The 23,039-nt window shown below is 72.9% G+C and carries 27 protein-coding genes; 11 read left to right on the top strand and 16 right to left on the bottom strand.

What is annotated here, in order from left to right:
* Nucleotides 1–17 precede the first annotated feature (17 nt).
* Nucleotides 18–767, bottom strand: a complete 750-nt coding sequence (locus tag ACIBG4_RS15850; RefSeq protein ID WP_397202373.1) for a TetR/AcrR family transcriptional regulator — start codon at nucleotides 765–767, stop codon at nucleotides 18–20.
* A gap of 134 nt (nucleotides 768–901) precedes the next feature.
* Here ACIBG4_RS15850 and ACIBG4_RS15845 point away from each other — a divergent pair, with 134 nt between their 5' ends.
* The 4 genes from ACIBG4_RS15845 (at nucleotide 902) to ACIBG4_RS15830 (ending at nucleotide 4,187) form a co-directional block, all read left to right on the top strand.
* The gene (locus ACIBG4_RS15845) at nucleotides 902–1,603 is read left to right on the top strand and encodes a DUF4386 domain-containing protein (RefSeq protein WP_397202372.1); all 702 of its coding nucleotides are present in this window, start codon (nucleotides 902–904) and stop codon (nucleotides 1,601–1,603) included.
* A 36-nt stretch (nucleotides 1,604–1,639) separates the two neighbouring features.
* Entirely contained in the window at nucleotides 1,640–1,933 is a 294-nt protein-coding gene (locus ACIBG4_RS15840) for a hypothetical protein (RefSeq protein ID WP_397202371.1), read from the top strand.
* Nucleotides 1,934–2,134: 201 nt separating this feature from the next.
* Nucleotides 2,135–3,385 (top strand): MFS transporter, encoded by a 1,251-nt coding sequence (locus tag ACIBG4_RS15835; RefSeq protein ID WP_397202370.1) that lies wholly within the window; start codon nucleotides 2,135–2,137, stop codon nucleotides 3,383–3,385.
* 70 nt (nucleotides 3,386–3,455) lie between these two features.
* Nucleotides 3,456–4,187 (top strand): hypothetical protein, encoded by a 732-nt coding sequence (locus tag ACIBG4_RS15830; protein WP_397202369.1) that lies wholly within the window; start codon nucleotides 3,456–3,458, stop codon nucleotides 4,185–4,187.
* 75 nt (nucleotides 4,188–4,262) lie between these two features.
* On the opposite strand, the gene ACIBG4_RS15825 is transcribed toward ACIBG4_RS15830, so the two are convergent.
* From ACIBG4_RS15825 to ACIBG4_RS15790, 8 genes are all read right to left on the bottom strand, one after another.
* Complete coding sequence (locus ACIBG4_RS15825) at nucleotides 4,263–4,844, bottom strand: HAD family hydrolase (RefSeq protein WP_397202368.1); 582 nt, start codon at nucleotides 4,842–4,844, stop codon at nucleotides 4,263–4,265.
* Between the two features lie 143 nt (nucleotides 4,845–4,987).
* Nucleotides 4,988–5,317 (bottom strand): DUF3140 domain-containing protein, encoded by a 330-nt coding sequence (locus tag ACIBG4_RS15820; protein ID WP_397202367.1) that lies wholly within the window; start codon nucleotides 5,315–5,317, stop codon nucleotides 4,988–4,990.
* Nucleotides 5,310–5,546: a DUF2945 domain-containing protein gene (locus ACIBG4_RS15815; RefSeq protein ID WP_397202366.1), complete on the bottom strand. Its 237-nt coding sequence runs from the start codon at nucleotides 5,544–5,546 to the stop codon at nucleotides 5,310–5,312. Before ACIBG4_RS15815 ends, ACIBG4_RS15820 begins: the two co-directional genes overlap by 8 nt.
* A gap of 43 nt (nucleotides 5,547–5,589) precedes the next feature.
* On the bottom strand, nucleotides 5,590–6,102 hold the full coding sequence (locus tag ACIBG4_RS15810; RefSeq protein ID WP_397202365.1) for a S26 family signal peptidase: 513 nt from the start codon (nucleotides 6,100–6,102) through the stop codon (nucleotides 5,590–5,592).
* On the bottom strand, nucleotides 6,099–7,964 hold the full coding sequence (locus tag ACIBG4_RS15805; protein ID WP_397202364.1) for an ABC transporter ATP-binding protein: 1,866 nt from the start codon (nucleotides 7,962–7,964) through the stop codon (nucleotides 6,099–6,101). The genes ACIBG4_RS15810 and ACIBG4_RS15805 overlap by 4 nt, the downstream gene beginning before the upstream one ends.
* On the bottom strand, nucleotides 7,961–8,518 hold the full coding sequence (locus tag ACIBG4_RS15800) for a hypothetical protein (RefSeq protein WP_310709597.1): 558 nt from the start codon (nucleotides 8,516–8,518) through the stop codon (nucleotides 7,961–7,963). The genes ACIBG4_RS15805 and ACIBG4_RS15800 overlap by 4 nt, the downstream gene beginning before the upstream one ends.
* An 83-nt stretch (nucleotides 8,519–8,601) precedes the next feature.
* The gene (locus ACIBG4_RS15795; RefSeq protein ID WP_310709598.1) at nucleotides 8,602–8,772 is read right to left on the bottom strand and encodes a hypothetical protein; all 171 of its coding nucleotides are present in this window, start codon (nucleotides 8,770–8,772) and stop codon (nucleotides 8,602–8,604) included.
* 140 nt (nucleotides 8,773–8,912) lie between these two features.
* Nucleotides 8,913–11,654, bottom strand: a complete 2,742-nt coding sequence (locus ACIBG4_RS15790; protein ID WP_397202363.1) for a BTAD domain-containing putative transcriptional regulator — start codon at nucleotides 11,652–11,654, stop codon at nucleotides 8,913–8,915.
* A gap of 157 nt (nucleotides 11,655–11,811) precedes the next feature.
* Here ACIBG4_RS15790 and ACIBG4_RS15785 point away from each other — a divergent pair, with 157 nt between their 5' ends.
* The 5 genes from ACIBG4_RS15785 (at nucleotide 11,812) to ACIBG4_RS15765 (ending at nucleotide 16,206) form a co-directional block, all read left to right on the top strand.
* A complete protein-coding gene (locus tag ACIBG4_RS15785; RefSeq protein WP_397202362.1) occupies nucleotides 11,812–12,621 on the top strand; it encodes an NAD(P)H-binding protein in 810 nt (269 codons plus the stop codon).
* A gap of 37 nt (nucleotides 12,622–12,658) precedes the next feature.
* Complete coding sequence (locus ACIBG4_RS15780) at nucleotides 12,659–13,063, top strand: pyridoxamine 5'-phosphate oxidase family protein (RefSeq protein ID WP_397202361.1); 405 nt, start codon at nucleotides 12,659–12,661, stop codon at nucleotides 13,061–13,063.
* Nucleotides 13,064–13,094: 31 nt separating this feature from the next.
* On the top strand, nucleotides 13,095–13,970 hold the full coding sequence (locus ACIBG4_RS15775) for a haloalkane dehalogenase (protein WP_397202360.1): 876 nt from the start codon (nucleotides 13,095–13,097) through the stop codon (nucleotides 13,968–13,970).
* Nucleotides 13,971–13,999: 29 nt separating this feature from the next.
* Entirely contained in the window at nucleotides 14,000–14,869 is an 870-nt protein-coding gene (locus ACIBG4_RS15770; protein ID WP_397202359.1) for an NAD(P)H-binding protein, read from the top strand.
* Nucleotides 14,870–15,030: 161 nt separating this feature from the next.
* Nucleotides 15,031–16,206, top strand: a complete 1,176-nt coding sequence (locus ACIBG4_RS15765; RefSeq protein WP_397202358.1) for an MFS transporter — start codon at nucleotides 15,031–15,033, stop codon at nucleotides 16,204–16,206.
* On the opposite strand, the gene ACIBG4_RS15760 is transcribed toward ACIBG4_RS15765, so the two are convergent.
* From ACIBG4_RS15760 to ACIBG4_RS15735, 6 genes are all read right to left on the bottom strand, one after another.
* Complete coding sequence (locus ACIBG4_RS15760; protein ID WP_397202357.1) at nucleotides 16,177–17,397, bottom strand: MFS transporter; 1,221 nt, start codon at nucleotides 17,395–17,397, stop codon at nucleotides 16,177–16,179. The genes ACIBG4_RS15765 and ACIBG4_RS15760 overlap by 30 nt on opposite strands.
* 49 nt (nucleotides 17,398–17,446) lie before the next feature.
* Nucleotides 17,447–18,022 (bottom strand): CGNR zinc finger domain-containing protein, encoded by a 576-nt coding sequence (locus tag ACIBG4_RS15755; RefSeq protein WP_397202356.1) that lies wholly within the window; start codon nucleotides 18,020–18,022, stop codon nucleotides 17,447–17,449.
* Nucleotides 18,023–18,183: 161 nt separating this feature from the next.
* A complete protein-coding gene (locus tag ACIBG4_RS15750; RefSeq protein ID WP_397202355.1) occupies nucleotides 18,184–18,933 on the bottom strand; it encodes an MBL fold metallo-hydrolase in 750 nt (249 codons plus the stop codon).
* 22 nt (nucleotides 18,934–18,955) lie between these two features.
* Nucleotides 18,956–19,546, bottom strand: coding sequence for a DinB family protein (locus tag ACIBG4_RS15745; protein WP_397202354.1), 591 nt, complete (start codon nucleotides 19,544–19,546; stop codon nucleotides 18,956–18,958).
* A gap of 27 nt (nucleotides 19,547–19,573) precedes the next feature.
* Nucleotides 19,574–20,308: a 2OG-Fe(II) oxygenase gene (locus ACIBG4_RS15740; RefSeq protein WP_397202353.1), complete on the bottom strand. Its 735-nt coding sequence runs from the start codon at nucleotides 20,306–20,308 to the stop codon at nucleotides 19,574–19,576.
* A 128-nt stretch (nucleotides 20,309–20,436) separates the two neighbouring features.
* The gene (locus tag ACIBG4_RS15735) at nucleotides 20,437–20,892 is read right to left on the bottom strand and encodes a MarR family transcriptional regulator (RefSeq protein WP_310709611.1); all 456 of its coding nucleotides are present in this window, start codon (nucleotides 20,890–20,892) and stop codon (nucleotides 20,437–20,439) included.
* 86 nt (nucleotides 20,893–20,978) lie between these two features.
* On the opposite strand from ACIBG4_RS15735, the gene ACIBG4_RS15730 reads away from it, so the two are divergent.
* Together ACIBG4_RS15730 and ACIBG4_RS15725 are read left to right on the top strand one after the other, a co-directional pair.
* Nucleotides 20,979–21,428, top strand: coding sequence for an SgcJ/EcaC family oxidoreductase (locus tag ACIBG4_RS15730; protein WP_397202352.1), 450 nt, complete (start codon nucleotides 20,979–20,981; stop codon nucleotides 21,426–21,428).
* Between the two features lie 38 nt (nucleotides 21,429–21,466).
* Nucleotides 21,467–22,093: an NAD(P)-dependent oxidoreductase gene (locus tag ACIBG4_RS15725; RefSeq protein WP_397202351.1), complete on the top strand. Its 627-nt coding sequence runs from the start codon at nucleotides 21,467–21,469 to the stop codon at nucleotides 22,091–22,093.
* Between the two features lie 78 nt (nucleotides 22,094–22,171).
* Here the strand turns inward: ACIBG4_RS15725 and ACIBG4_RS15720 are convergent, their stop codons facing one another.
* Nucleotides 22,172–22,888 (bottom strand): FadR/GntR family transcriptional regulator, encoded by a 717-nt coding sequence (locus ACIBG4_RS15720; RefSeq protein ID WP_397202350.1) that lies wholly within the window; start codon nucleotides 22,886–22,888, stop codon nucleotides 22,172–22,174.
* Between the last annotated feature and the right edge of the window lie 151 nt (nucleotides 22,889–23,039).

Here is a 23,039-nt window from a genome sequence, read left to right as displayed (position 1 = left end):
CGCGCGGCGGCTGACCTTCACTCCTGGGCCGGGAAGGCCACGCTGTCGTCCCGGGAACGGCCGGTGGGCCCCCACCCCTGCCGGTGGAGCCGCTCGAATCCGTCCAGGAGCAGATCCAGGGCGAACTCGAACTCGAACTGATCGTCGCACCCCTGGCCCACGACCGACTCTTCGTCGTGAGCCGCCGCCATCGCCACCTCCGCGATGTGGGGGTATCTGCCGGCCATCTCGCGCAGCATGTCGGCTTGCGCGTCCAGGTCGGCGCTCTCCGGGTCGCTCGGCGAGTCGTCGAACAACTCCTGGCTGAACCCCAGCATGCGGCTGCCCAGGGCGTGCATCACATGATGGGTGAGATCGACGGAGAAGCCGCCGGCCCGGAACAGTCCGATCATCGAGTCCATGTACTCCAGCACGACCGGTGTCGCCTTGGCCCGCGACTCGATCGCGCGGGACATCCAGAGATGACGTCGCAGCACTCGCCGGGCCGAGAGGATCCTCTGCCGGACCGCGCTCTTCCAGTCGGCGTCGTGGACAGGCGGGTCGATCTCGCAGACGACGATGTCGACCATGCCGTCCAGGAGCTCTTCCTTGTTGGCCACATGCTTGTAGAGCGCCATCGGCACGACGCCCAGCTCGCGGGCGAGGGTGCGCATGCTGAGGGCTTCGATCCCGACGTCGTCGGCAAGCGCGACGGCTGCTCGCAGCACGCGGTCCCTGCTGAGGGGAGTCCTTCGCGCGACGTCCAGGTGCTCAGCCGTCTCGATCATCCTCCTCGCGTACAGGCGTCGACCGACGCCTTCCCCTTGACGAGCGTACGCCGTACACCATACCGTGACGGCGTGGGTGTACACCGTCCACCTGAGCGGGTCGCCGAGCGGCCGCCATGAACAAAGGAGTCCGGATGAGCTCGACCAGAAAGGCCGCGTTAGTCGCGGGCGTGTTCTTCGTCCTCACCGAGATCACCGGGATCGCGGCACTGGCTCTCTACGCCCCGGTCGTCAACGCGCCCGACTACGTCATCGGCCCCGGCGCCGACACCCGCGTGCTCCTGGGGGCGTTGTCCGAGGTGATCCTGGTGATCGCCGTCATCGGCACCGGAGTGACGCTGTTCCCCATCCTCAAGGCGCAGAACGAGGCCGTCGCCCTCGGCTATGTCTGCGGCCGTCTCATGGAAGCCGCGGCCATCGCCGTCGGCATCGTCAGCGTCCTTTCGGTCGTGACGTTGAGACAGGACCTGGCGGGGGCCGCGGACACGGACACGGCCTCTCTCGTCACCGTCGGCAGGTCCCTGGTGGCCCTTCATGACGGGACGTTCCTGTTCGGGCCCAACATCGCCTTGGGCGTGAACACGCTGTTGCTGGCGTACCTGATGTACCGGTCCGCGCGCGTGCCGCGGCCCATCGCCGTACTGGGGCTCGCCGGCGGCCCGATCATCTTCGCTTCGGCGACCGCGGTGATGTTCGGGCTGTACGAGCAGGTCTCCGTGTGGGGGGTGATCGCGGCCGTCCCGGTGTTCGCCTGGGAGGTGGCGCTCGCCGTCTGGCTCATCGCCAAGGGGTTCAGGCCCGCGCCCGGCGCGAACGCGCTGGTCCCCAGCAGCTGAGACGCAGGCGATACGGAACGGTACGAAGGAGGAGCCATGGCGGCAGAGTTCGAGCTCGGCGATTACATCCTGGTCCAGGACGGCAGGACCCTGGAGGTCTTTCACCGGGCTGTGGAGGGCATGCGGTACCACGTGGCGTTCCTCGGCGTGGATGCCCGGCCGCACGGTGACGGCTTCAAGGTCCACCTGGGTGCCAGGCAGGGCAACGACGACATCTACGGCGGGGTGAAACTGACGATGAACCAAGAGGAGTACGCGCGTTTCCGCTCGTTCATCGCCCTGGCCATCGCGGCACGTGACCGCCCTTCGGATCAGTCTGCCTCGTACTGAGTCCGCCCGGATCGAGTGGCCCGCCGCGGTGCCCGTGGACGTCGGTGACGGCGGGTGAGGGCCCCCTCATAGGAGCGTGAAGTGTCGGTGGCGGCTGGCATGCTGCGCCGGACATTCCGATCGATGCCCGCGACGGCGGCGGACCACGCCTGATCCCGCCCGGCCCCGGCCTCCACCGCGCGGGTGGAAGCGAGGCGCACCGTGACCGAGCCCGGCCGCACGACGTTACGCGCGATGGCCGCGCCCCTGGAGGTCGGGGACTTCCGCCGCTACTACGTCGGCCAGACCGCCTCCTCCTTCGGGGACGCGCTGACGCCGCTGGCGATCGCGTTCGCCGTGCTCGACCTCACCGGCTCCCCGGCCGACCTGGGGATCGTCGTGCTGAGCACCCGCGTTCCCGTGATCGCGCTGACCCTGCTGGGGGGTGCGCTCGCCGATCGGTTCCAGCGCCGGAGCGTCATGCTCCTCGCCGACGTGGTCCGTTTCCTGGCGCACGGGGTCACCGCGGCGCTGCTGCTCACCGGGACGGCTCACGTCTGGATGCTGGTGTGCCTGCAACTCTTGGCCGGCATGGGATCCGCGCTCTTCAACCCGGCCGCTGTGGGGCTGGTGATGTCGCTGGCCGGCAAGAACCTCCTGCAGGAGGCCAACTCCCTGCTCTCGATGTCGCGCAGCGCCACCTCGATCGTGGCGCTCGGCGCCGCCGGGGCGCTGGTGGCGACCGTGGGGCCGGGATGGGCGGTCCTCGTCGACGCGCTGACGTTCCTGACCAGCGCGGCGTTCCTGAGCCGCCTGCCCCGCGCGGTCGCCGAGGAGCGACCGGCGCGGCGCCCCGGCCTGCTGGCGAGCATCGGCGAGGGGCTCGGGGAGGTCGGCAGGCGATCATGGCTGTGGGTCTGGATCCTCCATGTCGCTCTCACGAACCTGATCGCGGTGTCGCCCGTCCTGGTGCTGGGCCCGTACGTCGCCGAGGAGCATCTCGGCGGGGCGCCCGCCTGGTCGGCGATCGGCATCGCCTACGCCGTCGGAGGGCTGGCGGGAGGCGTCGTCGCCGCTCGGTGGAAGCCCGCGCGGCCCATGGTCGCGGCCTTGTCGTTCTTCCTGCTGATGGCGCCGCTCCCCGCCCTGCTCGCCGTGCCCGCCGCGACCTGGCTGCTGGTACCCGCGGCGGGCCTGGCCGGCCTCCAACTGGTGGTCTACAACGTGTTGCAGACCACCGCCCTCCAGCGGAGCCTGCCCGAGGAGGTCGTCGCGCGGGCCGGCTCCGTCGTCATGCTCGGGGCGCTGGTGGCCGCCCCGGTCGGCATGGGGCTGGCCGGTCCCCTGGCGGCCGTGGCGGGCGCCGGCACGGTGCTCGCGGTCAGCGCGGCGCTCGGCGTCCTCTTCACGGTCGCGACCCTGCTGGTCCCGGCGGTGTGGCGGGTCCGGGCCGGATATCAAACCGTGGTCTGACGCGCGGGGCCGCGGTAATCCGCCAGAGTGTCTCCGGTAGACCGGCTCGGCAAGCAGGGAGGACCTGGACGTGCACGCCCCGCGCAAGAGATCCCGCAAGTGGTGGGCACGGCTCGTCGCGGTGCTGGCGGCGCTGCTCGTGGCCGCCGTCGCCGGAGTCTCCCTGGCCTATCCCTCCGTCGCGGCGACCACCTGCCCCGGCTGCTACGGCCTGACCGAGCTGGAGCCCGGCGTGTACGCCGAGAAGGACCTGTCCGACGCGCAGCGCGAGCAGATCCGCCGTACCGTGGCGAGCGCCCGCGACCGAATCGGGTCCTTCTACGGCACGCCGCTCAGCTCTCCGCGCCTGCTCGTCTGCGTGACCGACGCCTGCTACTCCCGCATCGGCGGGAAGAAGGAGCGCGGCATCGCGATTCTCAACCGGTCGGTGATGCTGTCACCCCGGGGCCTCGACGCCGTGATCGCCTCCCACGAGATGTCCCACGTCGAGCTGCACGCCCGCCTCTCCTCCGGCGTGGACGTGCCGCAGTGGTTCGACGAGGGTCTGGCTGTCGTGGTCTCGGACGATCCCCGCTACCTCGCCCCGGCGGGCTCCGGCGACCGCTGCACGACGCCTCCGGCGGGGCCGCTGCCCGTGACGCTGGAGGAGTGGCTGGCCGCGGCGAGCAAGGACGTCACCACGTACGCCCGGTCCGCCTGCCAGGTGAACCGCTGGCTGCGGGCCCACGGGGACCGGCAGGGCCTCATGTCCCTGATCGACCGCCTCAACGCCGGCGCCTCCTTCGCCTCGGCCACGCGGTGAGACCGTCCTGCCCCAGCGTCCCCGGCACAGGCTCGCCGGGAGCGGCGCGTTCCGGTGTTCCTGGCGCTGGGCTCGTTACCGGCCGAGCGCCGCCGCGAGATCGGCGGCCGTGCGGAAATGCACTCCGGTCATGCCGAGTGACCGGGCCGCCTCCACGTTCTCCAGCCGGTCGTCGACGAACAGGCACCGCTCGGGTGCGGCCCCGGCCAGCTCCGCCGCGAGCTCGTAGATGCGGCGGTCAGGCTTGGCCAGCCCGACGCGCGCGCTGCTGACCAGGGCGTCGGCGAAGTAGGTCAGCCCCATCCGGTCGAGATGTTCCTCCACGGTGTCCATGGCGTTCGTGACCAGCACCACCGGCACGTGCTCCTGCGCCTTCGCCAGCAACGCCCGCACCTCTTCGTCCACCCAGAACGGCACCTCGATGAACTCGGCCACCGCCTGCCTGGCCCGCTCGTCGTCGCCCAGAGCCACGGCGATCGCCTCCGCCCACTCCCGTTCGGTCGTCACGCCGAGAACGGCCGGGCCGATGAGGGCCGGGTCGAAGGCGGTCCGCATCAGAGGCAGGCCGTAGCGGGCTTCGATGTCGGCCTGGACGGCATGGTCGAACTGGCGAAGCACACCGTCGAGATCGCAGAGCACAGCGTCAAAGGGGGTCACGCCGTCATTGTGCCGTGCAGGTGGAGGGAGGACGGACGGCCGCCCGGGGGTTGCGGGAGTGCTGGCGTTGCAGGAGTGCTCCGCGTTGCGGGAGTGCTGGCGGTTGCGGGAACCGCCGGTGACCTCCGGCATCTCCGGAACGCCTACCTGAGCGGGTCGTGTCCCCAGTTCATGAGGGAGTACCGCCAGGCGGTGTGCTCGACGTCCCCGGACGGACGCTGCGCCAGATGGCGGTGCACGTAACCCGTCACCTTCCGCATGTGGGCGTAGTCGTCCTTCCCCAGGTCGCTCTTCTTCGTCCGCAGGATCTCGACGATCCGGCGGCCGGAGGCGTGGCCCGTCGACTCGCCGCCCCCGGACTTGTCCCCCACGCTTCTGGACTCCTTCGTGCCGAGCCAGCGTTCCAGCTCCGCGGCGGTCATGTTGACCGCCTCGTCGAAGTCCGCGCTGACCGCCCGTTCGTCGTCAGTCATGGCGGTCCTTCTTCTGCAGGGCCGACGGCTTGTGCACGGCGGTCCGGTCGCTCTTGTCACTGCGCACGCGGTACTGCGGGTCGTCGGGCGAGGCGTTCACGGTACGTCCCGCCTCCTCGGTCCGTTGCGTGATCTTCTTCTCGACCTTGCCCGAGGTGGACGAGCCGTGGCTCTTCCAGGTGACCTCGTCGCCTGCCGAGAGTTCGTCCTTCTTGCGCTTACCGGTCATGACCTGGGGCTACCCGTGGAGGCATGGCCGGAACACCCAGCGATCACGGCTGTCCCACCTTGCGCAGCACCACGCCGAGCAGGCGATCCGTGGTCATATATCCGGAATGGCGGGAGTCGTGTGAACGGTCTGGATTGTCGCCCAGCACGACCAGGTGCCCGGCGGGTACGTGTGTGCCGGGCGCGGTTCGCAGCGGGGGCACCGTGTCCCGCGGGATCGGGTCACCCGGTACGGCCGAGACCCGCTTGATGATCCAGCGCGGGCCCATGCCCTGCTCGTCCCCGGCCGGCCGCGGCGCGGGCACCCCGCCCACACGGTCGCGCGCCGGACGGTGGCCCAGGCCGGTGAGCACCACGACCTGCCCTCTGCGCAGGGAGCGGGCCGACGTCCGCCGGACCACCAGGCGCTCGCCCGGCCGGTACGTCGGCAGCATGCTCTCCCCCTGAACGGTCACCACCACGTACCGCCTGCGCAGCCAGGCGACGGCGAGCACGACGGCGAGCACGAAGGCACCGGTCAGCGCACCGGCCAGCGCACCTGCCGGCAGGCCGGTCATCGAGCGGCCTCCGCCGGTCGGGCGTCGTCCCGGTAGCCGCTGGCCTGCCGGGTGAACAGCCGGGCGTACGTGCCGCCGTCCGCCAGCAGCGTGGCGTGCGTGCCCTCCTCGATGATGACGCCGTCGGCCAGCACCACGATCCGGTCGGCGTCACGGACCGCGCCGAGGCGATGGGAGATCACCACGCTGGTGCGGCCGGACCTGAGCCGCGCGAGCCGGCTGTGTATCTCGTACTCGGCCTCGGGGTCCAGGCCCGCGCTGGGCTCGTCGAGGATCATCAGGTCCCGGTCGCTGCGCAGGAACGCCCGCGCGAGCGCCAGCCGCTGCCACTGCCCGCCGGAGAGCAGCACGCCGTCCCCCTCGCCGTCCTCCTGATCGTCGGCGGCGTCCTGGGCGAACTCGCGGCTCAGGAGCGTGTCGTAGCCGCGCGGCAGAGCCGCGACCGCGTCGTGGACGCCGGCGTCCCGCGCCGCCCGCTCGGTACGCGTCCGGTCCTGGGCGGCGCCCAGGTCGCCCACCGCGATGTTGTCAGCCGCGGTCAGCTCGTACGCCACGAAGTCCTGGAACACCGCCCCGATCCGGGCGCGCAGCGTCTCCGGCGGCACGTCGCGGATGTCCACGCCGTCCCACAGGATCGCTCCGCGCGTCGGGTCGTAGAACCGGCACAGCAGCTTCACCAGCGTGCTCTTGCCGGCGCCGTTGAGGCCGGCGAGCGCGACCGTGCAGCCGTGCGGGATGAACAGGTCGACGCCGCGCAGGATCCACGGATGATCCTCGCTGTACCGGAACCAGACGTCGCGCAGCTCGATGCCCCGGCGCAGAGGCGGGAGCGACCTGGGGGAGCGCGGCACGGGCAGGTCGGGGCCGGCGGTCACGATCGAGACATGATGGTGGAACGTCAGCAGCTGCTCGTAGGCCATCACCCCGGCCGACACCATGATGTTCAGCGCGGACTGGACCCCGGCGGCGGCCGCCACGAACATCGACACGTCGCCCACGCTGAGCTCGCCGCGGCCGGCCGCGAGGATCGCCCAGACCAGTCCCACGCCGATCACGCCCGCCGAGGCGCCCGACAGGCTCGCCTGCACGGCGAACTCGCGCCGGTCCATCCGGCGGCGCGCGGCGTTGGCCGTCCGCAGCTCGGTCAGCATGCGAAGGCGCAGGAAGGCGCCGAGGTCGAAGAGGCGGATCTCCTTGGCGGCCTCCGCCGTGGACATGAGGCGCGCGTAGAACAGCTCCCGGCGCTCGGCCGGCCCGATCCGCCACAGCATGGCGACCCGCTGCCGCGACATGCGCAGCTCGATGAGCAGCGCGGGTACGGCCGACAGCATGACGAGCACGGTGAACCAGGGGCTGATCAGCAACAGGGAGCCGACGAACCCGGCGACGATCACCGTGCTCCGCGCGGCGGACAGCGCGGTGTCCACCAGCCTGCCCGGGTTGGTGGCGCTCTGCTGGGCCAGGCGCAGCCGGTCGAGGAACGCGGGGCTCTCGAAGCCGGCCAGTCCGGCGAAGCCGGTCACCGCCTCGAACAGCTCGTCCTTGGCCCGCAGCGCCGTCCGCCGGTCCACCTCGGCACGCAGGTACTGCGCGGCGTGCGCCGCCGCCGCGGCGGCCGTCGTCACGACGGCCATCGCCACCGCCAGGCCGAGCAGCGCGGTGGTCCGCCCGTGCGCCAGCCCGTCCAGCACGGACTTCGTCAGCCACGCCAGGGCGATCGGGGTGGCGGCGCCCACGAGGGTGACCGCCAGGTATCCGAGGAGGTGCGCCGGGGCCGAGCGCCACACCGTCCGGGCCGCGCGTGCCGCGCATCCCGCCAGGCCGGCGGGCGTCGGTACGGCGCCCGGCCGGCGGCTGGTCACGCCGGCGCCCCGGCCGGCAGCCGAGTGACCCGAGGCGCCGTGGCGAGGAGCTTGCCGCCCGCGGCCACCTGGAAGAAGGTCGGGAAGGCCTGCACCTTGAACGCCTCGGCGACCTGCGGCGGCGACGTCTTCTCCACGATCACCTGCGCCACGGGTGACAGCGTCGTGACCAGCTCCGCGGGGTCGCCCGAGCGGCCGTCGACCACCGCGAGCACCCGTGACCGGTCATGGCGCGCCGCCCAGGAGGTCAGCTCCGGAAGCTGCTCGTGGCAGCCCCGGCAGTCCGGTGACAGGAACGCGACGACCGTCCCCTCGGGCAGGCCGTCCCGCGTCACGCGCACGTCGTCCACGGTCGTCGCGTCGAAGTCGCCGACGGCCTCACCGATGGGCAGGCTCGCGCCCGCTCCGGGCATGCCGCCCGCGCCGACGACCTCGTACAGCGCGTCGATCAGCTTCGTGTGCTCCCGGATCCGCCGGACCACGCCGAGGGTCAGCAGCAGGTCCGCCAGACACAGGACGCCGACGAGGACCATGATGGCGACCAGGTAGGGCACAAGACACCTCCGTGTGGAAAAGGGCATGAATGTGCCCGGCCGCGGCCGTCCGCGGCCGGGCACCGTTCAATCACAAGTGCCGGTTACCGGCAGGACGTGGTGGACACGCAGCCGCCGCAGTGGTGGCTGCCGTTGGGGTAGTAGCAGCAGTACTTCCAGGTGGAGCTGTTGCAGCACTGGTAGTCGCAGTCGGTCGCCCGAGCCGCGGTGTGCGGCGCGATCAGCTCCAGGAGCCGGTCCGCCATTCTGGTCACGACGCGCATTGAACCTCCCTGTCAGGGTTCCGGGTGGGCCCTCCCTCACCCGGCGCGGCAGGGCCACGGCCGTCCTGCGCCGTCGTCCCGCCGCACGTCGCAGCCTGCGCCGGGGATCTCAGCGATTTCTCAATGATTTCTCAACGGCCTGCCGCCGGGGGCGGGGCGTGGGCGGCGATGCGCTCGCGTACCTTGCCGGCCTGCGCGTCGCCGACGGCGTCGTAGCACTCCGCCGCTCGTTCCCAGGCGGCGAGGGCGGCCGCGGTGTCACCGGCCCGCAGCTGGGTCTCGCCCAGGCGGACCAGCGTCTCGGCGGCCGGGTGCAGGTCGTCGCAGCCGCGCAGCAACTCCGCCGCCCGCTCGTAGCACGCCACCGCCTGCGCGAAGTCCCCCTTGACCTGCAGGATGTACGCGATGCTGTCCCAGGCGTGCCCCTCGCCCTGGGCGTACCCGAACTCGGCCAGGATGCGCTGCGCCCTGCGGCAGTCGGTCAGCGCCTCGTCGTAGTCGCCGCCCTGGGCCCGCCACCAGCCCGCGTTGTTCAGCGCCCTGGCCTCGCCGATGACGTCGCCGGCCCGTCGGAACAGCTCCCGCGCCCGCACCGCGTGCTCCAGCACCTCGGCGGGGCGGATCTGGGCCAGCGAGACCGTCAGGCCCAGCTCGACGTGCGCCTCCAGGACCGGCTCGTCGAGGAGCCGGTGCAGGCCGACGGCCTGATCGAAGTGCCCGACCGCCTCCTTGTGGCCGCCCAGCCTGGCATGGGCGCGCGCGATGCTGTTGTGGCAGCGGGCCTGGGCCAGCAGGTCGCCGGCCCGGCCGGCCGCGTCCAGCGCCACGGCCTGCACGCGCAGGATCTGCTCCCACGGGCCGCGGCGCTGCATGAACTCCGCGAACGCCCACGCCAGCTCGTACGCGTACCGGTCCAGCCCGGCCTCGGTCGCCTCCGTCAGCAGCGCCGGGAGCGCCACGCATTCGTCGGCGTACCACCGCAGGGCGTCCGCCTGCCCGGCGAACCGCTCCACCGCTGCCCCTCGCGCCCGGGGCCGTAGTTCCAGCTTCTCGCGATGGGGGTAGCACGCCTCGCTCGCGGCGCACGCCGAATGCAGGTAGTAGTCCAGCAGCCGCCGCGTCGCCCCACGCCGCACCGCCCGGCTGTCGGCGGCGCGCTCCTGCTCCGACGCGTACACGCGCAGCAGGTCGTGCAACCGCAGGCGGCCGGGCGTACGCATGTCGACCAGACTGGCGCGGTCGAGCCGCACGGCCAGCTCCCTGGCCCGGTCCACCGGCAGGGCGGCCAGGCTCGCCGCCGCCGCGAGCGGCACGTGCGGTCCGGGGTGCCGCCCGAGGCGCCGGAACAGCCGGATCGCGGGCTCGGGCAGGTCCCGGTACGACCGCCCGAACACGGTGCGCAGGTCGATCGCCGGGTCGCTGTGGGCGAACGGCTCCAGATCCGCGCCGGCCCGCGAGAGGTCCGCGGCGACTTCGGCCAGCGGCAGCTCCGTGCGCTGCGCGAGCTGCGCCGCGACGATCGCCAGCGCGAGCGGTAGCCGGCCGCACTGGCGGATGATCAGCGCGGCGGCCTCCGGCTCGGCCACCAGCCGCTGCTCGCCCAGCCGCGCGGCCAGGAGGTGGTAGGCGTCGTCATCCGGGAGGACGTCCAGCCCGACCAGGGAGGCGCCCGCGGCGACCGCGAGACCGGACAGCTCCGAGCGACTGGTCACCAGCGTCAGGCATCCCGGCGCGGCGGCCAGCAGCGGGCGTACCTGGTCGGCGCCGCGCGCGTCGTCGAGCAGGACGAGGACCCGCCGGCGGGCCAGCACGCTGCGGTAGAGCCCGATCCTGGCCTCCACACCCGACGGCACCTGCGCTTCCGGGACCCCGAGCGCGACGAGGAAACGGGGCAGGATCATCGCCGCGTCGGCGGAGCCGACCGTGCTGAGATCGGCGTACAGCTGCCCGTCGGGGAAGTGGCCGCGATGCAGGTGCGCCCAGCGCAGCGCGAGTGACGACTTGCCCACGCCCGGCGGTCCCGAGATGGCGCAGACCGCCGCGGTGCCCGCCGGTTCGCCGGTCGCGACCGCCGCCAGCCGTTCCAGCTCGGCCTCCCGTCCGACGAAGCACCTGAGGTCGACCGGCAGCTGGGCCGGGACCACGCGGACGGTCTCGGCCGCGTCGTCGGACAGCAGCAGTGTCCGGTGCACGCGGCGTAACTCCGTACCCGGCTCGACGCCCAGCTCCTCGGCGAGCGTCTGCCGTACCCGGGCGAAGTGCGCCAGGGCCTCGGCGGTCCTTCCCCAGGCGTGCAGGGCCTCGATCAGCGCGCTGGCCAGCAGCTCGTCCAGCGGGTACTCGTCGGCCAGCGGCGACAGCGCCGCCACGGCCGCCGCGGCGTCGCGCCCGGTCACCAGCCGGGCCCAGCGCAGCGTGGTCTCCTTGCGCTCGTCGCGCAGACGGTGGCGGGCCCGCTCGGCCCATCCGCCCGGCAGCCCGGTCAGCGGGTCGCCGCGCCACAACGCGAGAGCCTCGCCCAGCAGCGGCGCCGGGTCCGGCTCCGCCATCGCCTGGAAGGTGAGCCCCCGGAACCGCGACACGTCCACCGCCGACTCGTCCACGTCGAGCAGGTAGCCACCGGGCCGGTGGACCACGGCGCCGTCATCCTTCAGGAGCTCGCGGCGGATGCGGGTGATGACGGTGTAAAGGGTGCGCCGCGCGCCGGTCGGAACCTGCTCGCCCCACACGCGGGCAAGGAGCGACTCGACCGGCACGACCCGGCCGGCCTCCCACGCGAGCGCCGCGAGCGTGAGCGCGACCTGCGGAGGGCGCACCGGCTGCAGCCGGCCCTCACGCTCCACCTCGACAGGTCCGAGCAGTCGAATCAGCACGACGTCCATCCCTTGCTTGTGGATCTTCGAGCGTAACGAACACCGGGGCGCCGAGACCGGTGATCTTCTCCTGCGCACGCTTCGAGTGGACATGTCCCTCGGGGACACGCTAGAGTCCTTTTAAGTCAGTCAACTAACTTACTGAAGGGCAACAGCCATGATCGTCGTCACTGGAGCCACCGGCAACGTCGGCCGCGAGCTCGTCAACACCCTCCTCGCCGCGGGCGAGCGGGTCACGGCCGTGTCCCGCAACTCCGCCGAGGTCCCCGACGGAGCACTGCACCACCGGGCCGACCTGAACGACCCCGTGAGCCTGCGCCCCGCGCTGGACGGCGCCGAGGCGGTCTTCCTGCTCGTGGCCGGGGACGACCCGCACGCGATCCTCAAGGAGGCCGCGGGCGTCAAGCGCGTCGTGCTGCTGTCCTCGCAGGGTGCGGGCACCCGGCCCGAGGTCTACCGGCACCCGGCCATGTTCGAGCAGGCCGTACGCGAGTCGGGGCTGGACTTCACGATCCTGCGGCCGGGCGGGTTCGACTCCAACGCCTTTGCCTGGGCCGAGTCGATCCGGACCACGCGCACCGCCGCCGCACCCTTCGGGGACGTCGGGCTGCCGACCATCGACCCGGCCGACATCGCGGAGGTCGCGGCCGTGGTGCTGCGCGAGTCCGGGCACGCCGGCCGTACGTATGAGCTGACCGGGCCCGCGCTCACCACTCCGCGCGAGCGGGCGGCGGCGATCGGCGAGGCGCTCGGCGAGCCGGTGCGGTTCGTGGAGCAGACCCGCGAGGAGGCGCGGGCGCAGATGCTCCAGGTGATGCCCGAGCCCGTCGTCGAGGGCACGCTGGCCATCCTGGGCGAGCCCACCGCGGCCGAGCTGGCCGTCAGCCCCGACGTCGAGCTCGTGCTCGGGCGCGCGCCCCGCACCTTCGCCCACTGGGCCGCCCGCAACCTGCCCGCCTTCCGATGAGCCCGGCCGATGGGCGCGGACCGATGAGCGTGGTCCGATGAGTGCGGCCGACGGGCGCGGACCGATGAGCGCCGCGGTCGAGCGTTTCCTCGCCGAGCCGCACGTGGCCACCCTCACCACCCTGCGCCCGGACGGCTCGCCGCACGTCGTCGCGGTGCGATTCACCTGGGACCGTGCCGCGGGCATGGCCCGGGTCCTGACCACCGGCGCCACCCGCAAGTCCAGGAACCTCGCCCGGCCGGGCGGGCGTGTGGCGCTCTGCCAGGCGGTGGGGTTCCGATGGGTGACGCTCGAAGGCGCCGCCACGGTCCACGACGCGCCCGAGCGGGTGGCCGAGGGCGTACGCCGCTACGCCGCCCGCTACGGGGCGCCGCCGCCGAACCCGCCCGGCCGCGTGGTCATCGAGATCGCGGTCGACCGCGTCACCCGGCTCAACCTCTGAACCCGAACTCCACACGAAGGACCACCAGATCATGCCTGTTCAGCACATCCTCGACTCCACCATGCACCACCGGGAGTCCGGCGCCGGGACGCCGATCGTCTTCCTGCACGGCAACCCGACCTCGTCCTACCTGTGGCGGGACGTCATGCCGGCCGTGGGCGCCGGACGGCTCCTGGCACCCGACCTCATCGGCATGGGCGAGTCGGGCAAACCCGATATCGAGTACACCTTCGCCGACCACGCCCGCTACCTCGACGCCTGGTTCGACGCGCTCGGCCTCCAGGACGTGGTGCTGGTCGGGCACGACTGGGGCGGCGCCCTGGCCTTCGACTGGGCCGCCCGCCACCCGGATCGGGTACGCGGCATCGCGTTCACCGAGACCATCGTCAAGCCGATGACCTGGGAGGAGTTCCCCGAGGGCGGCCGCGAGCTGTTCCGGGCCATCAAGACGGACGGCGTCGGCGAGGCCATGATCCTGGACGACAACGCCTTCATCGAGCAGGCCCTGCCGGGCACCGTCGCGACGCCGCTCTCCGAGGGGGACCTGGACGTCTACCGCAAGCCGTACCCGACGCGCGAGAGCAGGCTGCCGCTCCTGCGCTGGCCGCGGTCGATGCCGCTGGGCGGCGAGCCGGCCGACGTCGTGGCCAGGATCGAGGCGTACGACCGGTGGCTGGCGGACAGCCCCGACGTGCCCAAGCTGCTGCTCACGTTCGCGCCCGGGCCGGGGGCGATGATGCACGACGACATGGTCGCGTGGTGCGCCGCCACCATGGCGGGCCTGGAGATCGAGCGCTCCGAGGCCGTCGCCGGGCACCACACGCCGGAGGACCAGCCCGCCCTGATCGCCGCGGCCGTCTCGTCCTGGGCGGATCGGCACGGCCTCCGACGAACCGGCACGGAATAACGCCCCACGTGTCACGGCTGACCCGTGGCGTGACCACGATTCTTGTGACCGGTGCCACCGGCAACGTCGGCCGGGAGGTCGTCGCCCGGCTGGCGGCCGCCGGCGTCTCCGTCCGGACGCTCGTGAGGGACGCGCGGCGGGCCCCGCAGGGCGTCGAAGCGGTGGAGGGGGACCTGGCCGTCCCGGCCACGCTGGAGCCGGCGCTGGCCGGGGTGGAGGCGGTGTTCCTGATCTGGCCGTTCCTCACCGCCGAAGGCGCCCCGCCCGTCCTCGACGTCCTGGAGCGCCACGTCCGGCGCGTCGTCTACCTGTCCTCGTCAGGCGTGAACGCGGCAGGGGTGAACGCGGCAGGGGTGGACAGCGCCTCCGGGCGGCAGACCGACCCGATCAATCAGCTCCATGCCGACATGGAGCGCCTGATCACCCGGTCCGGTATGGAGTGGACCGTCCTGCGGGCCGACACGATCGCCTCCAACACGCGCGGCTGGGCCGCCCAGATCCGCGACGCGGGCGTCGTGCGCGGTCCCGAGATCGCCCCCACGGCGGTGGTCGATCCGCGTGACGTCGCGGCCGTGGCGGCGCTGGTGCTGGCCGGCGGGGAGCACACGGGGCAGACGTACGTGCTGACCGGCCCCGAGGTGATCGGGCGGGCCGATCAGGTACAGGCGATCGGGGAGGCCGTCGGGCGCCCGCTGCGCTTCGAGAAGGTCCCCGTGGAGGAGGCGCGGGCCCGGATGCTCGCCGACGGCCGGCCTCCCGCACTGGTGGAGGCCCTGCTGTCCGCCGCCGGGACGCGAGCGCGGTCAGGAGTGGTCACCACCACGGTCGAGCAGCTCACCGGCGCGCCGGCACGCACGTTCGCCCAGTGGGCCGCCGACCACGCCGCCGACTTCCGCTGACCACCCGCCCGCCTGACCACCCGCCCGCCGCGGCGCCCCGGTTCCCGCGATGCCGGTTCCCGCGATGTCGGTGAGGTCTGAAAGCCGCCGGTGTCAGACGTGTCGTGACTGTTTGGCTGAGTCGTTCCCCGAAGCAGCCATCAACGTCCGAACGGAAGCCCATGTCCACGGCAGTCCTCACCCGCTCGCGCCCGCCCATCGTCGGCTGGCTCGCCGTCACCACGCTCACCCTCGGCATCTTCGCCATCGTCACCAGCGAGATCCTGCCCATCGGCCTGCTGACCACCATCGCGGCGGACTTCGGCGTCTCGGAGGGCACCGCGGGCCTGACCATGACCCTGCCGGGCGTCGTCGCCGCGGTCGCCGCCCCGGCCGTCACCCTGGCCACCGCGCGCCTGGACCGCCGGGTGATGCTGTGCGCGCTCATGGTGGTGCTGGCCCTGGCCGACGTGCTGGCGGCGGTCGCCTCCGCCTACTGGGTGATGCTGGTCTCCCGGGTGCTCGTGGGGCTCACCATCGGCGGCTTCTGGTCCATCGGCGCCGGGCTGGCCGCCCGGCTGGTGCCGGCCCGGTCGGTCGGCACGGCCACGGCCCTGATCTTCTCCGCCGTGCCGCTGGGGTCGGTGCTCGGCGTGCCGGCCGGAACCCTCATCGGGCACGTCGCGGGCTGGCGGACGGCCTTCGTGGCCCTGGCCGTCCTGTCGGCCGTCGTCCTGGCGGCCCTGCTCGTGCTGGTGCCCCCGCTGCCCGCGCGGCAGGTGACCAGCGCCCGGGTGCTGCGCGACCTGCTGCGCGGGCGGGGCACCAGGGTGGCGCTGCTCGCCACCGCCCTCGTCGTCCTGGCCCACTTCGGCACCTACACCTACGTCACGCCGTTCCTGGAGCAGGTCACCGGGCTCGACCCGGCCTCCGTCAGCGCCGCCCTCCTCGCGTACGGGGTGGCGGGCATCGCGGGCAACTTCGTGGCCGGCCGGGCCGTCGCCGTGGCCCCGAGGGGCACGTTCGCGGCGGCCGGCTGCCTGATCGCCGCCGCGACGCTCCTGCTGCCCGTGGCCGGTACGCGGGCCGGCGGCGCCTTCGCGCTGCTCGTGCTCTGGGGGCTGGCCTACGGGGCCGTGCCGGTCTGCTCCCAGGCATGGTTCGCCAGGGCCGCGCCCCACGCTCCGGAGGCCGCCACGGTCGTGTTCACCTCGTCGTTCCAGGCCACGTTCGCGCTCGGCGCGCTGCTCGGCGGGGTCGTCGTGGACGCGGTCTCCGTCTCGGCGGTGATGGTGTGCGGCGCTCTGGCGGCGCTGCTCATGGCGGCGTCACTGGGACGGCTGGGCCGCTCCGGCTGACGCCGGAGCGTGCTCGCGGCGTAGGCGCAGCAGGCGGCGCATCGCCACGATGCCCGCCAGCGGCCCCACGGCGAGCACGGCGAACGCCCACCGCCAGCCGACGGCCTGCTCGGCGGCCGGGACCAGCCAGATCGTCGCGCCGGTCAGCAGGAAGCCGAACGCCATCTGCAGGGTCAGCGCCGTGCCCACGTAGCTCTGGTCGGCCAGCTCGGTGACCAGCGCGGAGAACTGCACCGAGTCGCCCACGACGCTGTACCCCCACACCAGACCGACCACGACCAGCAGCCAGAGCGGCGCCCCCATGAGCAGCCCGATGAACGCGGCGCAGGCAGCCGAGACGGCCATCATGCCGATCGCGGTGCGCTCGCGGCCGAAGCGGTCGCCGAGCAGGCCGCCGGTGTAGTTGCCGAGGCCACCGACGGCGAAGACGCCGAAGGTGACGTAGATCCCGAGGAGCGAGTCCTCCATCCCGTGGACGCGCAGCGCCGCTGAGACGAACAGCAGGAACCACGTCCACATGGCGTACAGCTCCCACATGTGGCACAGGTACCCGATCGTGGCCAGCCGGGTGCCGCGGTCGCGCAGGACGCGGCGGGCCTGGCGGGGGTCCAGCACCGCGGCGGGGAACGGGTACGGCCCCTCCTTGACGACCGTGAGCGTGACCAGCCCGCCGGCCATCGTGAGCACCGAGGTGGCCACGATGACAGTGCGCCAGTTCAGCCCGCCGAGGCCGTTGATCAGGTGCGGGACGCCGGAGCTCACGGTCAGCGCGCCGATCAGCAGCCCCATCGCGGCCCCGCGCCCGTCGCGGTACCAGGTCGCGACGAGCTTCAGCGACGGCGGGTAGACGCCCGCGATGAACAGGCCGGTGGCGAAGCGGGCCAGGCTGCCCGTGAGCGCGTCGTGGGTCAGGAGCAGGGCCAGGTTGGCGACGGCGGCCCCGATCGAGCTGAGGAAGATCAGCCTGATGGGCGGTAGCGCGTCGGAGACGACGAAGACCGCCGACAGCACCGCGCCCGCCACGAACCCCCACTGCACGGAGATCGTCAGCCAGGCGGCGAGGTCGGGCGTGAGCCCCCACTCCTGCCGGACCTGCGGGATCACCGCGGTCGCCGAGAACCAGGTGGACTTGAGCAGCAGCAGCGTTCCCGCGAGGACGAACAGGGTGCGGCGGGCGTCCGGACGGGCCACGGAACCGGTCCTTTCTCGACGGTGATCAGGCAGGCGACCAGGCGGGCATTCAGGCGGGCTCGGTACCGGCGGTTGGCGCTGCCCGGCGGGCGCGGTAGGCGGCGACCGTGTTGCGGTTGAGGCAGGTCTTGGAGCAGTAGCGGCGGCGAGGGCCGCGCGAGATGTCGGCGTAGACGCGCTCGCACGCGGCGTCCGGGCACACACCGAGCCGGCCTGCCCCGTACTCGCAGATCACGAACGCCAGCCCCACGGCGGTGTTGGCCCGGACACGGTCGACGAGCGCGGCGCCGGGAGGGCCGTAATGCAGGTGCGGGCCCTCGCCGTGGTCGGAGATGTGCGGGTGCATGGGCACCTCGCCCATGACGGTGTTGAGCAGGTCGACGGCCCGCGCCTCGTCGTTCTCGGCGAACACGGGCCGCAGCCGCCGCGCCCAGAGGCGCAGCGCCTCCGCCTCGTCCTCGGTCAGCGGATGCTCGACCTTGAAGTTGTACGAGGTCAGCAGGGCGCCCAGGGCCTCGGGGGTGGGGGCGGGGGCGTCGGCGGTCACCGCGTTGACCAGGGCGACCGCCGTGCCCACGCCGTCGTTGCGGTAGCCGGTCACCTCGGTGGGGCTGGTTCTCGCCATGAGTCCATCGTAATCTCAATACGCCAGGAATGACATTACGTCCACCCCATGCGCTGCGCGTGCGGCGGCATGGCGTGCGCCTGATCGCATGCGAGGAGTCGCCGCGGGCCGTCGCCGAGCTGACGGGGCCGGCGGGCCGGTTCGCCCTTCGGCGCGGTCCGTCAGACCTCCAGGACCATGCCGTCCTCGGCGAGTTCGAGGTCCAGCTCCGCCCGCCGCGCCAGGACCTGCGGCCCCGCGTGGATGAGCAGCAGCCGCCGGCATCGCAGCCGGTCGAGCCGGGCGATCAGCTCCGGCACGTGCAGGTGGTGGCGCACGGCCCGGTCGAACGTGTAGCCCTCGCAGAGGAACAGGTCGGCCCCGTCGGCGACGTCGATCAGCGTGTCGGTCCAGGCACTGTCGCCGCTGTAGGCGATCGTGCGGCCGCCCACCTCCACGCGCAGCGCCAGCGCGACCGCCCCGGCGGCGTGGTCCGCCTCGTACGCCCGTACCTCGACGTCCTCGACCAACGCGGACGAGCCGGGCGCCACCTCGTGGACGTGCACCGGGAACCGCCTGCTCACCGACGCAGAGCCCGGGAACAGCACCTCCATCGCCCGCTCCAGCCGCGCCTGCAGGCCGGGCGGTCCCACCAGGTGCAGCGGCCGCAACCGCCGCGTGAACTGGCCGTCCAGGATGAGGAACGGCAGCCCGCCGAAGTGGTCGCCGTGCAGGTGCGACACCGCCACGACCGAGACGGCGCCCGGCTCCAGCCCGAGCCGCTTCAGCCCGGTCAGAGCCGTGGCGCCGCAGTCCACGAGCAGCGCTCCGTCACTCCCCGCGGCCTGGACGTGCACGCACGTCTGCAGCATGCCGCCGTCGCCGAACGCGTTGCCGGCCCCCGCCAGCGTGACCCGTACAGGAGCGTCCATGGTCACGAGTCTGGCATGTGGCTCATTCTCCGGCCGCCTCCCGGGCCACGCGCTCCAGGCGGCTCCGGTAATCCTCCCACCACTCCGGGCCGGCCTCCGGCAGGTTGCCGGCGTCGGCGCGCAGGCCGGCGGCGCCGTCGATCAGCTCGCGCACGATGTCGGCGTGGCCGGCGTGCCGGTTGGTCTCGGCGGTCACGTGGATGAGGATCTTGTGCAGCGTGACCTCGTTCCGGTGCTCCGGCCACCACGGCACGCGCCCCGTCGACTCCAGCGCGAGCGCGCCGATCGTGGCGTCCGTGTGCTCCCACGCGCGGTGGTACAGCGCGATGATCTGCTCGCGGGACTCCTCGGCGGTGGCCCACAGGTCGGCGTTGGGCTCGGCGCCCTCCTCGTACCACGGCTGCGGCTCGGCCGACGGCCGTCCGAAGACATCGCCGAAGTACCCGAGCTCGACGCTCGCCAGGTGCTTGACCAGGCCCAGCAGGTTCGTGCCGGTCGGGGTCAGGGGGCGGCGGACGTCGTACTCGGAGAGCCCGTCGAGCTTCCACAGCACGGCCTCGCGGGCGGTCTGGAGGTAACGGTGGAGGTCCGCTTTGGGGTCGTAGCTGGTCATGCCGGGCATTGTGTCACCGATCGGGCGTCAGGCGGCGTCGTGGAAGACCAGGCCGAGCGTGCGCCGCAGACCGTGCCGTACCGTGCTGACGCCGTGCCGTACCGGAGCGGCCGACCAGCCCCGCGCCGAGGCGACGGGCCGGTCCCGGGTGGTGAACACGAGGCCGTGGCCCTGCGGCAGCAGCGTCACGGTGCCGCGCGACTGGGCGCGGGGCCGCTGCTCGACCAGCAGGAACTCCCCGCCGCCGTAGCCGGGTCCGGGCTCGTCCAGGCCGATCACCACCTGCAACGGGAACACCAGGTCCCCGTACAGGTCGCGGTGCAGGGCGTTCCAGTCGCCCTCGCGGTAGCGCAGCAGGATCTGCGTGGACTTGGTCTGGCCGGCCTCGTGGCACATCGCCAGCCACGCGTCGAGGGTGTCCGGCCACGGCGCGGGCCTGCCGAGCCGGGCCGCCCAGTCCCGGGCGATCGGCAGCAGGCGTGGGTACAGCGCCTGGCGCAGCTCCTCGACCAGAGCGGGGAACGGCCGGGCGAAGTACCGGTACTGCCCGCGCCCGAAGCGCAGCCGCTCCATGTCGACGGTCGAACGGAACAGCGCGGCCTCCTCGTACAGCTCCGCGATCCCCTGGCACTCCTCGGCCGTGAGGAGCGGGCCGGTCAGCGCGCAGCCGTGGGCGTCCATCTCCCCGGCCAGCCGTCCCCAGTCGGCCCGCCCGACCCGTTCGGGTGAGGTGAGCTGCGAGGTGAGCTGTGATGTGTGCATGGCGACTCTCCTTTCCCTCTCTTCAACACCGGAGGGCCCCGGAATCCCGGCGGTTTTCGGACGTCACGCTGCGGTCGCGCCGGTCCCCGGGCAGCCACACGTGAGGTCGCGGCCCGGGCTTCGGAGGGTCACGCGCGCAGGTCGTCCGTGGCCTCCTGGTACGCCGCGGCGGCACGGGTGAAGTAGTCGAACAGCACGTCGAGCTGCTCGGGCGAGTATCCGCGGAGGATCTCGCCCACCTTCTCGCGGGCCGGCGCCATGACCTCGTCCAGCCGGGCGGGCTTGCCGACCGTCTCCACGATGACCTTGCGGCGGTCGTCCGGCGACGGGGTGCGCCGTACGTACCCCGCCTGCTCCAGCCGGTCGATGAGGCGCGTGGTCGGCCCCGTCGTCAGCCCGGCGCGCTCGCCCAGCTCGCCCGGCGTCATCGCGCCGTTGAGCTCCAGGATGTTGAGCGCGTACAGGTCGGTGGCCCCGAGGTCGCAGGCCCGCGCGCCGGCCTGGCCGTGCAGCAGCACCGCGCTCAGATAGCGGCGGTAGACCGCGCCCGCGTCCGGTCGCATCCCCTGTGTTGACACCGTCACGCCTCCATGTCTAATCTCTTCCTCAAAGAAGAGAAATCTTCAGAGAAGAAACTTCTTCTGTGAAGCTACCATGGAGGAGCAGGGACATGAACCACCAGCGCACCACCGAGGCCGACACCGCCGCCGTCCGGCACCTGCTGGAGCGCTCCTGCGAGGCGTGGGGCCGCGGCGACGGCGCCGCCTACGGCGAGCTGTTCACCGACGACGCCACCGACGTCACCTTCGTCGGCACCGTCTACCAGGGCGGTGAGGAGATCGGCCGCGCGCACCAGGCCCTGTTCGACAGCTTCCTCAAGGGCACCCGCCTCGCCATGGAGATCCTCGACATCCGCTTCTACGGCGCGGACACGGCCGTGGTCGTCAGCCGCGGCGACGTCCACAAGGGCCGGCCGGGGAAGCTCGGCAAGGTCCAGACCTACACGCTGGTCCGCGGCGAGGACGGCCGCTGGCGCATCGCGGCCGTCCAGAAGACCAAGCGGCAGCGCCTGATGGAGGCCGTCTCCTTCAAGTTCCAGCCCGCCACCAAGCCCCGCTAACCCCGCAGATCCCGCCGACCCCCGAGAGCAGGACACACATGGCGACCATCGCCGTCATCGGCGCCACCGGCCGCACCGGGCGCGTCCTCGTGGAGCGGGCGCTGGCCTCCGGCCACGACGTCACCGCGATCGCCCGCCGCCCCGAGACCCTGGGCCTGCGGCACCGCCGCCTCACCCCGCACGCCGCCGACGTGCTGCGCCCCGGCGACCTCGCCGGGATCCTGTCCGGGCACGACGCCGTCGTCTCGGCCCTCGGCTCGACCGGCCGCGGCCCCACCACCGTCTACTCCGCAGGCACCGCGGCCATCGTCGCCGCCATGGGCACGAGCCGCCGGCTGGTCGTCCTGTCCTCGGCCGGGCTGGGGACGCCGCCCGGCGCGGGCCTCATGACCAGGCTCGCCGGCCGGCTGCTGTACCGCGTCATGCGCCACCCGTACGCCGACATGCGGCTGATGGAGCGGCTGCTGGCCGCCACGGACCTCGACTGGACCGCGATGCGACCCACCGGCCTGACCGACCGGCCCGCCACGGGCCGTCCGCGCGTGAGCGTCGGCGCCACGGAGCGCGTCGGCACCCGCACGTCCCGGGCCGAGCTGGCGGCCTTCATCCTCGACCGGCTCGACGACCCGGCGACCTTCCGCACCACGGTGGCCATCTCGTCCTGAGCCGAGCGGCGGATCATGTCCTGCGGTCGCCCGTCCTCTCGTCCCCGCCTCGTCCGCCTCTGACGGGCGGACTTCGGCTCAACCGGCGTGACGGGCCTCCCGCTGGAAGAGGCGGAGGGTGTCACTCAGCTCGCGTTCGATGATGCGCCCCGACGCCTCGGAGTCGCCGGCGCGGATGGCCTCCACCAGCGCCGCGTGGGAGTCGTCGCCCAGCGCCGGGTCATGGGCGCGCAGGTCCACCAGGGCCATCAGGTCGGTCAGCCCCCGTCGTAGCACCGGGACGAAGTCCGCGAACAGGCCGGCGAGCAGCGGGTTGTGGCCCGCCGCCACCACGGCCGTGTGCAGCGCGATGTCGGCGTCCACGAACCCGGCGTCGTCCGCCTCCACGGCCGCCCGCCGCCGCTCCTCCAGCGCCCGGTCCATCGCCTCCAGGTCCTCCTCGGTGCGGCGGGCCGCCGCGATCCGGGCCGACTGCACCTCGACCATGGTGCGCACCTCGTACAGGTCCACCACGGCGGCACGGCGCAGACGAGCAGGCCAGTCCTCCGCCGGCTCGGTGGCGATCACGTACACGCCGGAGCCCTGACGGGCCGCGAGCAGGCCGGCACCGCTGAGCGCGCGGATCGCCTCGCGGACCGTCGAGCGGCCCACGCCGAGCTTCCTGGCCAGGGTGGTCTCGCCGGGAAGCCTGGTGCCGACCGGCCAGTGGCCGCCGGTGATCTGCTCGCGCAGCCGCTGGGTGGCCTGGTCCACGAGGGGGCTGCGGCTGAGCGGGGCGAGACCGGGCGACGTCATCCGTACCTCTCAGGTTGTCTGAGGAGCTGTGGTGTGGTTAGTGTAGCGCCCATGACGCTGCCCGGTCTTCTTCTCGGCCGCCGCGGCGGGGCCTGACGCGATCGGCGCCCCGCCGCGGGACCCCGTGCCGCCGGTCGCCTGCCGTTCCCCG

Source organism: Nonomuraea sp. NPDC050383 (assembly GCF_044459125.1).
In the GTDB taxonomy this organism is placed as follows: domain Bacteria; phylum Actinomycetota; class Actinomycetes; order Streptosporangiales; family Streptosporangiaceae; genus Nonomuraea.
The sequence above is the reverse complement of the archived record's forward strand: the minus strand, read 5'-3'. Positions and strand labels throughout refer to the sequence as shown.